Raw genomic sequence first — 13,331 nt, 5'->3', positions numbered from 1 at the left:
ATAAGAGTTAAAATACTACATTAATTGGCTAAAAAACAGAATTTTTGAAATTCAGCGAATACGGTACTTTGCATCATCAAACAACCCAATCGAAACATTTATGCAAAAGTCAGCCTTGCTCGAAGAATTGTCAACTCCCTATGCTGTACCTGCGGAAGCAGTGGCATTTTACCGCGAAAATGGTTACGTAAAGCTTAAAAATGTGCTCAGCCCCGAGGCGATTGCGTATTACGGGGAAATCATTACGGATTTGGTGTTTAAGCTCAACAAACTCACCAAACCCATGGAAGAGCGAACCACCTACGAAAAAGCTTTTCTACAGATTATGAACCTTTGGCGGGAAGATGAAACCGCGAAAGAATTTGTGTTTTCAAAGCGTTTGGCGCAAATCGCCGCCGATTTGATGGAAGTGGAGGGGGTGCGTTTGTACCACGACCAAGCGCTTTACAAAGAGCCAAGTGGAGGTATCACTCCTTGGCACGCCGATCAGTTTTACTGGCCTTTGGCTTCGCCCAAAACTGTCACGGTTTGGATTCCTCTCCAAGCGACGCCCTTGGAAATGGGGCCGTTGGCGTTTGCCGAAAAAAGTCAGTTGGTCGAAATCGGGCGTGATGTGGAAATCAGCGATGAAAGCGAAGCCCTTATGCAACAATCGCTTACGCAGTTTTCGCTCAATGAAACCCCATTTGATTTGGGTGAAGTCAGTTACCATGCGGGTTGGTTGTTTCACCGCGCGGGTGCCAACGTCTCTGACCGAGCCCGTAAAGTGATGACGATGATTTACATGGACAAAGACCAGCAAATAATGGCGCCAAAGAACAGTTATCAAAAAGCAGATTGGGAAACGTGGCTGGCGTCTGCACCCGTTGGTAGTACCCCCGAAAGCCCATTGAACCCGATTTTGTTTAGTCATTCATAAAGTAACGTCAGTGAGGTTAGGCAGTGTTCGTCCCGACTTCAAGTCGGGACGAGCCGTAACTTTCAGGCTTTTTTGAAGTCAAAGGGAAAAGACTTCAAACCATGAACTTGCTGCTTCGACTCTGGAACGATTTACTGGATTTATTTTACCCCAATACCTGCTGTGCTTGTGCAACGCCGTTGGTCGGAAACGAAGCATGTCTTTGTACTTCTTGTCGGTTGACTTTACCTCGCTCACACTCACACAAAATCTCTACACCTGAGCTTACCAACAAATTTGCGGGAAAAGTGGTGGTTTCTTTCGTCTATACTTTCTTGAAATTTGAAAAAGGAGGCAAAGTCCAGCGTTTGCTTCACCAGTTGAAGTACACAAATCGGCCCGAAGTGGGGCAGGTGGTAGGACGGCTTTACGGCGAGGAACTTCGGACTGGAGACGTCCAAAAGCGGATTGATTTGTTGTTGCCCGTTCCGCTTCATCCGCGAAAAAAAGCCCAACGTGGCTACAACCAAAGCGATATGTTTGCCGAAGGGCTGTCCGAAACCTTGGGTGTTCCATGGTCGGCGGAGGTGCTGGCAAGGGCGCAGTTTACCTCCACCCAAACCCGAAAAACCCGCTTAGAACGCTTTGAAAACGTATCTGGGATTTTTGAGGTAGTTCGTCCTGAGGAAGTACTAGGAAAACGAATTGCGATTGTGGACGATGTAGTGACCACAGGTTCAACGCTCGAATCGGCCGTAGCGACTTTACTTGAAAACGGCGCCAAAGAGGTGTCGGTGATTACGATGGCGGCGGCGTATTAAGGTTTTTGGGCCAGTTTGTATTTTATATGGGTTGTAAAATGGGAGGGTATTACTTCTTGGATGTGAAGTTCATATTTGTCTTTATCAATACCATCAAAAAGTCGAATCCCACTGCCTAGAAAAACGGGGGCAATATGAATAAAAAATTCATCCACAAGTCCAGCATTTAGAAATTGCTGAATTGTGTTTGCGCCGCCTTGTATTCTTATGTCTTTTCCTTTTGCTGATTGTTTTGCTTTTTCCAGCGCACTTTCTATCCCATCATTTATAAAGTAAAAGGTGGTTGTACCTTCTTGAATCCAAGGGGCTCGTTTTTCGTTTGTTAACACATAAACGTCCGCTTTGTACAGGTCATTTGGCCAACTAGCTTCGCCTTCCTCAAACATACGCTTACCCATTATAAATGCACCCGTTCGTTCAATAGTTTCTCTTATCAACTTTCCATCAGCGCCATCTTCTTTACCTCCCTCAAACCCTAGGTATTCCCAAAAAGCTTTTTGATTAAACATCCACGAATGAATTTGTCCCGAAACCCCACCCATAGGATTTTTAGGGCTTCTGTTATCTCCTGCGAAAAATCCATCAAGAGATATTCCGCTATCGAAAATTATTTTGCTCATCTTTTTTTATTGATTTTCAATGGTTCAGATAGTTGTTCGTATATAAAATACGAAACCAATTAATTGCAAATATATATGCAGCTAATTGGTTTCGCAAATTTGTTGGTACTTTTTTTCAACAATACCTATTGGTATCAAATTTCATTTATTCCCACAGGAACAACCATTTTAGGTTGATGATATGGAATAAAATCCATGTCCACTTCCATGTCAAATTTGTCCTTTAAATACGTTTTCAAAACATCGTTTCCTTGTAGTAGTGTCTCGGTTTTATGGCGATTGTTTTTTTCGATGAGTTTTTCGTTGAAAATAGTGATTCGCCCGTTTTGAGTTGGCTTGGTGCAAACCAAATTCTTGACGAAGTAGGAGTTCGGATGGGTTTGCTTGTCAAAACAGATGCTTGTAAAGGCATCGAGATGAACGGTGTCTAAACTAAACAGGTACCGCTTCTGAAATTCAAGCCCATCGGGCGACATGGATAGTGAAAAATCATTTTCGTTTAGTTTTTCAATTCGAAAATAATTCCTTCCATCGTACTGAATTCCTTCTTTAATTTCAAGCGGAATTACGAATAAGTCGCCATAACCCACATCGACTAAAAACGCCTTGTTGGTTTTAACGTACCCCGACATGTGGTCAAATGGAGGGCCAAGCGTGCCATTTTCGTTATAAATACGGGAAGCAATGATACGACTGGAGAACCCAACTTCATTCAAAAGCCAATTGAATAGCAAATTGAGTTCATAGCAAAATCCACCTCGTTTGTGGCTAACTATTTTTTGAAAAACCTTTTCAAGCTCTAAACTGAAGTGTCTTTTTAGATAAATATCTACATTCTCGAACGGAACTTGATGCACGTGTTGCTGATGGAGCTTGAACAATACTTCGTCGGTAATTTCCAAACGGTCAGTGTATTTAATTCGCTCAAGATACTTTTTTAGGTTCATTTTAGGGGGAATTGCTAACAAATGGTTGTATTGACTGAGTAGTTTGTATTGCAGTTGATTGCGTCAATACTTGTAAAGTGAAAACGTGCAAAGAGTTACCATATTGATTCTTGTACACTGCTTCCCATCTGTTTCGACAAAGCGTATCAACTCCACCACAATGAAGCCCTGTCCCTTGGTGGAAAGAGATTCGGTAGAAAAGCTTCATTGTGGTAGGTAATTGTTGTGTAAGTTGATGGCTAACGATTGGATGTAGCGCTATTGCTTCGAATTTCTCGTAGTACTTTTCGATTTCGGAGGTCATACTTTTGACCATTACTTAAAAAGATAAAAGGCCCGTTGGAAGCGGTATATTCCTCTCTATTTTCAACAACATGGGTTTCTCCTTTTCCGATAATGGTATTGTAGTCGTAAATTACAGCGTACGATTTTCCAACGACTTCGAAGGTATCTTTTTGTACCAAAACGGCAGTAGATTCGTCCAAGCCAAGGCCAATCAAATCGGGCGATTGACGAATAAAATCCACCAAATCAAACTGACGGTTTCGACGAAGTAAATGCTGGTCAATGGCCGAATTTTTGAGAAAACCCAGCCCTTGGGTATGGTCTCCAACCAAAATATGGGGGCCTTTGGTATCGCCGCGCCACAAAAACGACCCTTGAATGCTCGCCCCCGCCGACGTGCCCGCAATGACCCCGCCGCGCTCCAATACCTCGTTGAAGGCTTGGTGTGTAAGCGTGTTGAGGTACGAATCCGCAATGCGCCACTGACGCCCACCCACAAAAAACACCCCCGTCGCCTGACGAAGCGAGGCCACAAACGCCTCACTGTTGGCCTCTTTGAGGTTTTTGGTGTGGAGTAAGGTCACTTGCGAAGCGCCCGTTTGTTTTTTTACCAGTTCAACGTGCGACGGACTCAAGGCCGCCGAATCTCCCGCTGCCGCAGTTACTACCACTAATTTTGCTTTCTCTTTTCCACCTGCCAATTCAATGAATTTTGCCCAAATTTCGGGTGGAATCGTGCCACCGCCAATGATGAGCAAAGAGCCTTTTTCGGGGCCGTGGCGCGTGATAGTTTTTTCGTTGATGGTGATGGGCGTTTGGGCAATGAGGGCAAACGGAAAACAGATGGCTAAAAGAACGCGTAATAGGTGTTTCATTGGGAGATAGTTAGGTTAAAAATGTCTTTAAGGGCTTGTTTAGCGGCGTGATATCCGCTCATTCCGTGAACACCTCCGCCTGGTGGGGTAGAGGCAGAACAAAGATACAAACCTTTGGTGGAGGTACGATAAGGTGACCAACGTAAAGCAGGGCGCGTAAAAAGTTGGTCAAACGTGACGGCGCCGCCGTTGATGTCTCCGCCGATGTAATTGGCGTTATATTCTTCCAATTGGGCAGTGTGGAAGGTATTTTTTGCCAAAATTCGTTCACGAAACCCTGGCGCAAACCGTTCAATTTGGTTCTCAATCGCCTCGGTCATGTCTTTGGTCGAACCGTTCGGGACGTGGCAATATCCCCAAAGGGTATGTTTTCCCTCGGGTGCGCGTGTTTTGTCAAACAAACTTTGCTGCGCTAATAACACAAAAGGTTTTTCGGGGTGTTCCCCTTTCCAAGTGGCTCGTTCAGAAGCGGTTATTTCTTGGATTGTATTTCCCAAATGAAGTGTCCCTGCCAATCGCGCATCCCTTGACGTAAATGGCACAGGCCCATCCAATGCCCAATCTACTTTGAAAACCCCCATGCCGTAGCGGTACTTTTCGAGCTGCCAACGGTAGATGGATGAAAAGGTATGCCCAGCGATTTGGAGGAGCTGACACGGAGTAGTATCAAATAAAACCGCCTTCGACGAGGGTAATTGCGACAAAGAGGTCACCTGAAAGTTTTTCTCTACTTTTCCGCCCAACGCTTCAAAATAACTCCCCAACGCGTTGGCAATTTGTTGGCTCCCTCCCTTGGGAATGGGCCAACCGCCGAGGTGCGCGGCGGTCATCAGTACCAAACCAATGGCCGAAGTGGTAGGTTGTTCAAGCGGCAAAATCGAATGGGCAGCCATGCCCGCCCAAAGAGCTTGCGTCGAGGGCGTCTTAAATTTTTTGGCTAACCAAGTAGCGGGTTGCAAGGCCGAAAGCCCAAATTGAGCCAATTCGATGGGTTTTTCGGGAAAGCGTAAAGGCCCTAAAATGGCGGGTATCAACGTGTCCCATTGCTGTTTGAGGGGTTTGATTAACGTTTTGTACGTTGTTTCATCACTTCCCAGCAGCGCGGCAGTCTCTTCTAAGTGCCGAGTAAGCACGGCCGACGTGCCATTGTCGAACGGATGAGCGGCGGCAATGGGAGCGTGCACAAATTCAAGCCTATAGTTTTGAAGTGGCAATGATTTAAAAAAAGGCGAAGCCAACGCCATCGGATGAATGGCCGAGCAGATGTCGTGGTGAAAGCCTGGCAAGGTAAGTTCGGCGGTGCGCATACCTCCCCCGAGGGTGCTTTTGGCCTCGACCAACAATACCGAAAGCCCTGCTTGTTGGAGGGTAATGGCGGCCGCGAGCCCATTGGGTCCCGAACCTACTACGATGGCGTCAAAGTCTGTGTGAGGCATTTAGTATCAGAGTTGTTGGAAATGAATTTTGATACGCCAATTTTATTTCTTTCGCGAAAACAGCGTTGGATTGAACGAAACCATCAAATAACTCCAGACGGGCGTCGTGGTGGTGTTTCGTATTTTTTTCAGTAGCAACGTACTGGAGGTTGGGTCGTAAAACGATAGTCCATAGTTGAGGTCAACGTAGGTTGTTGGTTTATAATTGACGGAGCAATCGATTTCGTATCCGAGGTATTTTTGAGCTTGGGCTGCCAAGGTGTATTGGCTGTAAAACAAGTGGTTGTCGAGGCGTAACTGTAGTTTTTTGGTGAGGCGGTAAAACAAAAAAAGATAGGGGTTAAACAAACCTTTGTTGGCTACGTCGGCGGGGAATTTTGCGTAAAAATTCATGTTACCCATAAATTTCCACGCAACCCCGTAGGCTATTTCGTACGAATTGGAATAGCCACTTTTAACGTTATCTGGATTACCGCTAAGCAGTTCAGCTCCCACCCTCAACGTAAATTTTTTAAGCGTAGCGCTGACCTCGGGTTGAACATAATAGGCCCTCACGCGTTGATTTTGTTGGTTTCGTCCGTATTGGTAAAAAGCACTGAGCGTGGTATAAATGCCTTTTAGGTTGTATTCCAGTCGGCCACCCGTCGCGTAGCGTTTGGCATTAGAAAAGGTTTTATCAAACAGTTCTGCCGAATTGATGAGGGTATAAGTGAGCTGTTGGTGGGTGCCTTTTAACTGATGAACCAACAAATACTGGTACTTGTGCGAAGCCACGGGCGAATAACTAGCCTCGAAGCGGCTGCCGTAATTTCGCGTAAAAAAGGCCGCAAAATCGGTTCTAAACGAACGGGTAACGTATTGCAAACGAATGCCTTCGTGCGAACGATGTTGCTGTGACCAAGGAGCAGCTGAAAACATCCGCCCGTTGTCTAACTGAAAATTTTGCCGACCAATAAGGGCTGAAAAATGCTTACCTATTTTTGGCTCAATGTATAATTCGTTGAAATTGAGACTTCCTACCTGTGAGCCAACGCCATCTTTTAGGAATAAATGAATTTCCTGAAAAGACACACGGAGGTTAAAGTTTTTGCGTAGATTGTTGATATTAAGCCTGTTCCGCTGACTGATGAAGGTCGTTGGGTCAAACGTTTCTTCCGAAGAAAGCCGATAGTTTTCTTTAAATTCTAGGCGCGGACGTATTTCTACGTTGACGGAAAAGTCGTTTTTGACCGAATCTTCTGCGGGTTGTTGAGAAATCAGTAAGACAGTAACAAGCGTAAGAAAAGACATCGTGGAAATAATACAGTTATTTTTCTGGTTTATGCAGGACAGCACCGTCGGGTTTGATTTGCCACGACGCAATAGGGTTAAAATGGTAGCCTCCGTCCGCCCCTCGGGCGGCAATGAGCTGCTGGTAAGTGGGCTGAACGTAACCCGTTTCGTCCGTTACGCGACTCATAATTTCGGTGGACTCTCCTTTCCATTCCCACAAGTACCGAAACTGCACGTGGGCTTTGTCCAAAATCGGTTCTTGCAGTCGGGCCAGTTGCCACGATTTTCCAGCGTTGGTGCTGACCTCCACTTGGACTACTTTGCCGCGCCCACTCCACGCCAAACCCCTGATTTCGACCCAGCCTTTTTCGATGCGTTGGGGATAGGAAGGGTACGTAATAATGGAACGCGCATCAATGTCAAAGCTAAATTGTCGGATTTTTCCGTTGACACTTTCGGTATATTTGGACGTTTCTTCGCGGGTCATAAAAGGCGCGTCCGACAGTTCGAGGCGACGTAGCCACTTCACGCTGGTGTTTCCTTCCCAACCAGGCAAAAATAACCGAACGGGGTAGCCTTGTTCGGGACGTAAAGCTTCGCCGTTTTGGGCGTAGGCAATGATGGCGTCGTCCCAGCCTTTTTTGACGGGAATACTGCGTGTCATCACGGCAGCATCGCCTCCTTCGGCCAAAAACCACGATGCGTTGGGCTTGACGCCTACTTCCCGAAAAAGCGTCGAAAGTTTGACCCCCGTCCACTCACTTTGACTGGTGAGCCCACAAATTTCTTGTGGCGAGAGCGTTTCTTTGCCCGTGCGGTAATTACCCGAACATTCCAAAAAAGCAATACGGGATACCGAAGGAAAACGTTTTAAGTCAGACAGTTTAAAAATCAACGGTTTTTCGACCAATCCGTGAATCAGTAATTCGTGTTTGTTGGGGTCAATGACAGGCACACCCGCGTGGTGGCGCTCAAAGTGCAAATCGGAAGGCGTAATCATTCCGTAAAAATCTTGCAAAGGAGAGCGCGACGAAATATCGGAAGGCTTTTTAACCAATTTTTCAAACGAAGAGCGTGTGCCTACTTCGCCCGCCAGCGTACCTACTACTTTGGTGGGGTCGTCGGGCAAATCGCCGACTGTAATGGCTTGTTGGAGGTTTTTGCCTTGGGCCGTTTGTACGATGGCCACGGCGGCGGTAGCGGCACCACCTAATAATTTTCGTCGGCTAAATTTGGGGGCAATCTGCCCAATCTCAATGAGTTTGTTTTTCATCGTTATTTGATTTCGGGGCCACCTTTGCGGTCGTCGGGAATGAATAGTTGATGGGCAGGCATTACAACCTTGGGCAGACTTTTGGCGTCAATCACCGTCGTTTCGTCAATGATTTTGTTGGCATGAAGCAAGTACGCCGTTAAGTGATAGACTTCCTCGTCGGTCAACGATCCAGGGGCGTTGAAAGGCATTGCGCGGCGCACGTAGTCAAAAACCGTGGTAGCGTACGGCCAATAATTGCCGATGGTGCGTTCGGGTCGTTTGCCCGCAGCAGGCACCGAAGAGACCAGCGAGCCGTTGGGGCCACCCACGCCGCCTATCCCGTGACAGGGAGCGCATTTGACCTCAAAAATGGCTTTTCCTTTGGCCGAAACTCCCGAACCAACGGGCAATCCTTTGCCGTCGGGGCGGACGTCAATGTCCAATTTTTTAATTTCAACTTGGGTCGCAACTCTGCCAAGCCCAAAAGAACGGGGAAAATGAGCGGTATCTGAAGCAACGTTTTGGGAAGGGGTTTGGGGAGGGTTTTCTGCGTGAAAAACTCCCAAAGTTGGAATCAACAATGGGAGTAATACAACGGTCAAGAGTACCCTGCTTAGAGTTTTGGGCATTTTTTTTAGTGTTTAGTGGTCTCCGTGGTACTTTTCACCCGCTTTGATGGCTACCTGCAACCGATTTTCTTTGGTAGGCAATGGGCAAGTAGCATACGGAGTAAAAGCACAGGGAGGATTGTAAGCTTTGTTAAAATCAATGTACGTATATCCCTCAGCGTCGGGGGCAGGTGCGTCCAAGAAACGTCCGCCACCGTAAGTATCGTGTTTGTTGGTTAAATCTCCAAACACAAAATGAGGGCGCTCTTTCGACCCTACTGACTCAAGGCTATATTCTTTGCCATCAATCGTAAATACAAATTTACCAGGAGATGCCTGTTCGTACGACCGTCCAGTGATGTCCAAAATGGTAAGTTTTTTACCTTCCGTCGGAATAAATTTTGCCTTCACTTTCCAGTCTGTCGTAATCGGAAAAGTTTCGATGCCTTTGAATGCTTTTACGTAGGTACCTTCCAAGTCGCGTAAGCGAATGGCAAATTTATCACCCCGTTGGATAATAAACCAGCGCAATGTTTTGTGTTTCAGAACCGTAGGTTTGCCCTGGTAAGGAAAAAGTTCGGCGTTGGTAACTGCCTGCTCACCCAACTGCACCGCCGCTTGGGGCGCTGCTTCAAACGTCACTTTGCCGTCCTTTAAAATAACTTTTCCCAAAAACGCATCGCTGTGTTCCGCTGGAAAAACGATGCTATTTTTTTCGTTTCCGCCAATGGTATTTTCGCCTTCTTTGAGCCAAAAAAGCCCCGCCAAGTTGAGCCATCCTTCCTCAGCTTTCAGGCTTTCGATGCGTTTTTGATGCCACGATTTAATCTCGGCTTCGTGTGGGTTATCACTACGAAAAGCCAACAGGCTCACGCCCAACAGGAGAGCGCCTACGAAAGTTACGGGTGTTTTCATTTTTTTTGTTTTGGTTTAAATAAATTCTATTGATTTTTAGTTACTTATACTGCTAAAGTGGAAAAAGCCCTTGGCCACCGTGCGGGGTGACGGACTGCAAGCGTTTGGCATACTCACTTGCCTTGGTTTGGTCTCCTTTTTGTTTAAACACTTTGTATAATCCCCAGTAACCGTTGGCCGAATTGGGATGTTGTTGTAACAGTTCTTCGTAGGCTTCCACGGCTTTCGAGTATTGCTTGGCTTTGAGGTGCGCTTCGGCCAAACTTATCAGCACGGGACGGGCATACGAAGGTGGTTCACTGTAGCCTAACTCGTCTTCTTTTTGTTTTGCTTTTTTGAGCAATGCAATGGCTTCGGTGTAGTTGTTTTCGGCACTTTGGATGACGCCCTGCAATTCCAAGGAAGCTACGTTTAGGTCATTTACCCGTCGAGTATTGATGATGTCTTTGGCGTCTGATTGGTTGGCGTTGCGCCAGAGCAAGGCATCAAGTGCATTTTGGTGATTTTTAGCCGTTGGTAGGTCTCCTTTTTTTACGGCGTTCATTCCCGTGGCAAAGTGAAACAACGCCTGTTTGTAGGCAATGGCTTTGGGAGTAAACAAACTGTCTTTGTCGAGCTGGATGGCGGCTAATTTTTGCGCGGCACGGTCATAAAAGCCAAAGCAAATCTCCATTTTGGCGGGAGCAATAACCCCTTGGTAGAAAAAACGCCCTTCATATTTGCGTTTCCGCTCTTTGGTAGCGGGCATATTTTTGAGTTTTTCGGCGTAATAAAGGGCTGTGCTGTAGCGCCCATCTTCGGCACAGCTTGACAGCAAGTAGTTGATATTGTGGATGTAATTCCAGTTGTCAACTTCGGGTATATTTTGTTGTTTCATATAGGCCGAATCGACCTTAACTGCCGCCACAAACGCGTCAAATGCTTTTTGATAGTCACCTACTTTGTAATAAACGTGCCCTGGCATGTGCACCATGTGCCCCGAGTTGGGGGCTAGTTTAGGAAGCTTGGCCGCACTTTCCAGCGCTTCATTGGGGCAACAATTTTCTTTGAGGTGAATCCAGTAGTGGTGCGCGGCGGCATTTTCTGGGTGCAAACGAAGAATGTCTTTGAGCAAATATTCAGAATAAATCTGGCCTTCGCGGGGGTTGAGTTTGGCATCGTAGCCGCCCATCTTGCTCAAAGCCAAAAAAAGTTTCGCGTCTAAGTCTTGCGGATATTTGTGGACAATCAATTCAAGTTTTTTCTGGTACGCGGCTTTGCCTCCTTCCGCGTCGGCATCACGGGCCAAAATGGCTTCGGCGTATAATTTTTCGCGCTCGGTGGCTTTTTCCTTTAATGCTTTGAGTTTGCGGATAGCTAGTTTTTGGTCATTCTTGAAATCATCACCTTCAATGGCTCCAATCGCGCTGTATAACCCATAATAAGGCATGATGGCCGTAGAGTCGTGTCGAATGGCTTCTTTGAAGGCTCGATAGGCTTCAAAATCCCAAAAACAATGCAGTAACTCAATGCCTTGGTTGAAAAAAAACTGGGTTTCGTTGGAAGACGTCGTAATCGGAAAGTTAGTTGCGCCTATCCCGTTCAACCGTTCAGGAGAGGGGAGATGGTGCACAAACACGGTTTCTTTACGGTATTCCTGAATGTGGTTTAGGTGGTCGTGGCTGGCGCCGTCGTGGGCTTCATGCTGGTGTTGGGCGTGAGTGTTATGCTCAGGAGACTCTCCTGCACGCGTACGCTGCGCTAGACATTGGGAACTAATCACAATGCACCCCAAGGCGATGATATGGTGGATAAATGACATAATTGGCGAGGATAAACAGTGGTGCACTGAGGTGCACCACTGTAACTAACACATGGTACGGTATTAATCCAACAAAAGCTTGTTTGTGACAATCTCCACGTTGGGGAGTGGAAATGTGTAGTTGGGGTCGGTCGGTTTGACCTCAGGAGCGCTCAACGCACTGCTCGACTTGGCAGGTAACGGCAACAAGTTGCGTAGCAAATCGTTGGAACGGAACCCTTCACCTAGTAATTCAATGCGGCGTTCTTTTAAAATGGTGTTGACCAAAGCCGTTTGCGTACCAATCGCGCTCTGAGGGAATACATAGCTGGCATCGGAGCGGTTACGCACGGCTTTCAAAAGTTCAACGGCCTTGGTCAAATCGCCCGTGCGAGCAGCGGCTTCGGCGTAGTTGAGCAATACTTCCGAATAGCGAATAATCGGCATGTAGTCCAAAAACGGAGAAGGCTTGCTATACTTGGTAAGAAACTGAAGCCCCGATGCCGTCCGCGCAAACGTGCGACGAAGGTCGGCGGTCCGCCATTCGGTTTCTCCCCAAATGCCGTTGGGATTGAGGTTGTATTCCGAATTGGCGTTAAAGACGTATGGAAACGACGATTGCCCACCGACGTTGTCTAATTCGGTCATGGGAACTGACAAAATAGATTCGGTTGAGGTGTAATTGGTCGTAAAAATTTCGACGATGTTCTGTAGCTTGTGGTTGACGCCCGAAGCTGCCGCGTAGGGGGCGGTTTCGGAGACAATTTTTTTGGCTTCTTCAATCACTTTGGCGTAGTTGCCGCTATTGAGATAGACCCGCGTTTTGAGGGCAATGGCCGTATTGCGGTGGGCGCGGGTGGTGTTGAGAAGAGCCGTGGCGTGGTTCAACGGTAAATCAGCCTCGGCTTCGTTCAAGTCTTTGATAATTTGAGCGTAAACCTCGGCTACAGTGCTACGTTTGAGGTCGTTGTTGTCCGTTGAAGTTTCGGCTTGCAAGCGCAATGGCAGCCCTTTTGACGCGCCTTTGTCTTCGTTGAACGGACGGGCGTAGAGGGTGACCAGGGCAAAATAACTCAGCGCGCGGGCAAATTTTGCTTCGGCAATGTATTGCTTGGTGAGCGTGGCGCTTACTTTGGTCGGATTGTCGTTCAGCCCCTTGATTAAAATATTGGCATTGTTAATGGCCGTGTACGCCGCCGACCAAAAACCTGCCACGAAGTTTGAGCCCGAATTAAGCGTCTGATTCCAAGCTTCGTAGGCGGTAAAGGTATTGCTAGTGCGGTTGATAAACTCTTCGCCTCTGGCTTCGGTGTAGGTGTAGTAATTGCCCCCGTAAAAGTTGGCGCTTTTGATGGATTTATAAACGCCGTTGACCAACCCCAAAATCCGATCAGGGGTATCAAAGGCATTGGCACCGCTGATGGCGGTTTCTGGTTGGGGATTGAGTAGTTCTTGGTCGTTGCACGAGGCCGTTGACAACACCAATCCTACGCACAATGCGCCAATGACGCCTCTTTTTCCGATGTATTTCTGACTTTTTTTCATCTTCAATTGATTTTTCTACAAATGTTACGCCTCTACCGAGGCTAGATGGACTTACTCAAAACGTTTTTCTACAA

12 protein-coding genes are annotated in these 13,331 nt (G+C 46.9%); 2 read left to right on the top strand and 10 right to left on the bottom strand.

Features of this window, described 5'->3' with window-relative positions; translation table 11 throughout:
* Nucleotides 1–100: 100 nt before the first annotated feature.
* On the top strand, nt 101–919 hold the full coding sequence (locus tag DTQ70_RS12535; RefSeq protein ID WP_122931113.1) for a phytanoyl-CoA dioxygenase family protein: 819 nt from the start codon (nt 101–103) through the stop codon (nt 917–919).
* 101 nt (nt 920–1,020) lie between these two features.
* Nucleotides 1,021–1,719, top strand: coding sequence for a ComF family protein (locus DTQ70_RS12530; RefSeq protein WP_122931112.1), 699 nt, complete (start codon nt 1,021–1,023; stop codon nt 1,717–1,719).
* Here DTQ70_RS12530 and DTQ70_RS12525 read toward each other — a convergent pair.
* From DTQ70_RS12525 to DTQ70_RS12480, 10 genes are all read right to left on the bottom strand, one after another.
* A complete protein-coding gene (locus tag DTQ70_RS12525; protein ID WP_122931111.1) occupies nt 1,716–2,339 on the bottom strand; it encodes a dihydrofolate reductase family protein in 624 nt (207 codons plus the stop codon). The genes DTQ70_RS12530 and DTQ70_RS12525 overlap by 4 nt on opposite strands.
* Before the next feature lie 134 nt (nt 2,340–2,473).
* Nucleotides 2,474–3,286, bottom strand: a complete 813-nt coding sequence (locus tag DTQ70_RS12520; RefSeq protein WP_122931110.1) for an arylamine N-acetyltransferase — start codon at nt 3,284–3,286, stop codon at nt 2,474–2,476.
* A gap of 239 nt (nt 3,287–3,525) precedes the next feature.
* Nucleotides 3,526–4,446 (bottom strand): cyanophycinase, encoded by a 921-nt coding sequence (locus tag DTQ70_RS12515; RefSeq protein WP_122931109.1) that lies wholly within the window; start codon nt 4,444–4,446, stop codon nt 3,526–3,528.
* Complete coding sequence (locus DTQ70_RS12510; RefSeq protein WP_122931108.1) at nt 4,443–5,882, bottom strand: NAD(P)/FAD-dependent oxidoreductase; 1,440 nt, start codon at nt 5,880–5,882, stop codon at nt 4,443–4,445. The genes DTQ70_RS12515 and DTQ70_RS12510 overlap by 4 nt, the downstream gene beginning before the upstream one ends.
* Before the next feature lie 42 nt (nt 5,883–5,924).
* Entirely contained in the window at nt 5,925–7,172 is a 1,248-nt protein-coding gene (locus DTQ70_RS12505; protein WP_122931107.1) for an alginate export family protein, read from the bottom strand.
* A gap of 16 nt (nt 7,173–7,188) precedes the next feature.
* Nucleotides 7,189–8,427, bottom strand: coding sequence for a sulfite dehydrogenase (gene soxC / locus DTQ70_RS12500; RefSeq protein WP_122931106.1), 1,239 nt, complete (start codon nt 8,425–8,427; stop codon nt 7,189–7,191).
* A 2-nt stretch (nt 8,428–8,429) separates the two neighbouring features.
* On the bottom strand, nt 8,430–9,038 hold the full coding sequence (locus tag DTQ70_RS12495; RefSeq protein WP_122931105.1) for a c-type cytochrome: 609 nt from the start codon (nt 9,036–9,038) through the stop codon (nt 8,430–8,432).
* A gap of 12 nt (nt 9,039–9,050) precedes the next feature.
* Nucleotides 9,051–9,932, bottom strand: a complete 882-nt coding sequence (locus tag DTQ70_RS12490; protein ID WP_122931104.1) for a DUF1684 domain-containing protein — start codon at nt 9,930–9,932, stop codon at nt 9,051–9,053.
* A gap of 52 nt (nt 9,933–9,984) precedes the next feature.
* Nucleotides 9,985–11,733, bottom strand: a complete 1,749-nt coding sequence (locus DTQ70_RS12485; protein WP_122931103.1) for a tetratricopeptide repeat protein — start codon at nt 11,731–11,733, stop codon at nt 9,985–9,987.
* A gap of 63 nt (nt 11,734–11,796) precedes the next feature.
* Entirely contained in the window at nt 11,797–13,257 is a 1,461-nt protein-coding gene (locus DTQ70_RS12480) for a RagB/SusD family nutrient uptake outer membrane protein (RefSeq protein WP_122931102.1), read from the bottom strand.
* Nucleotides 13,258–13,331 lie beyond the last annotated feature (74 nt).

This window comes from Runella sp. SP2 (genome assembly GCF_003711225.1).
Classification (GTDB): Bacteria; Bacteroidota; Bacteroidia; order Cytophagales; family Spirosomataceae; genus Runella.
This window is presented reverse-complemented; position numbering and strand designations above follow the sequence as displayed.

What these genes read in the sequence shown, in the direction of transcription:
- DTQ70_RS12505 (WP_122931107.1), bottom strand. Translation starts at nt 7,172, where the DNA reads ATGTCTTTTCTTACGCTTGTTACTGTCTTACTGATTTCTCAACAACCC.
- DTQ70_RS12480 (WP_122931102.1), bottom strand. Translation starts at nt 13,257, where the DNA reads ATGAAAAAAAGTCAGAAATACATCGGAAAAAGAGGCGTCATTGGCGCA.
- DTQ70_RS12510 (WP_122931108.1), bottom strand. Translation starts at nt 5,882, where the DNA reads ATGCCTCACACAGACTTTGACGCCATCGTAGTAGGTTCGGGACCCAAT.
- soxC (WP_122931106.1), bottom strand. Translation starts at nt 8,427, where the DNA reads ATGAAAAACAAACTCATTGAGATTGGGCAGATTGCCCCCAAATTTAGC.
- DTQ70_RS12515 (WP_122931109.1), bottom strand. Translation starts at nt 4,446, where the DNA reads ATGAAACACCTATTACGCGTTCTTTTAGCCATCTGTTTTCCGTTTGCC.
- DTQ70_RS12525 (WP_122931111.1), bottom strand. Translation starts at nt 2,339, where the DNA reads ATGAGCAAAATAATTTTCGATAGCGGAATATCTCTTGATGGATTTTTC.
- DTQ70_RS12530 (WP_122931112.1), top strand. Translation starts at nt 1,021, where the DNA reads ATGAACTTGCTGCTTCGACTCTGGAACGATTTACTGGATTTATTTTAC.
- DTQ70_RS12485 (WP_122931103.1), bottom strand. Translation starts at nt 11,733, where the DNA reads ATGTCATTTATCCACCATATCATCGCCTTGGGGTGCATTGTGATTAGT.
- DTQ70_RS12535 (WP_122931113.1), top strand. Translation starts at nt 101, where the DNA reads ATGCAAAAGTCAGCCTTGCTCGAAGAATTGTCAACTCCCTATGCTGTA.
- DTQ70_RS12495 (WP_122931105.1), bottom strand. Translation starts at nt 9,038, where the DNA reads ATGCCCAAAACTCTAAGCAGGGTACTCTTGACCGTTGTATTACTCCCA.
- DTQ70_RS12520 (WP_122931110.1), bottom strand. Translation starts at nt 3,286, where the DNA reads ATGAACCTAAAAAAGTATCTTGAGCGAATTAAATACACTGACCGTTTG.
- DTQ70_RS12490 (WP_122931104.1), bottom strand. Translation starts at nt 9,932, where the DNA reads ATGAAAACACCCGTAACTTTCGTAGGCGCTCTCCTGTTGGGCGTGAGC.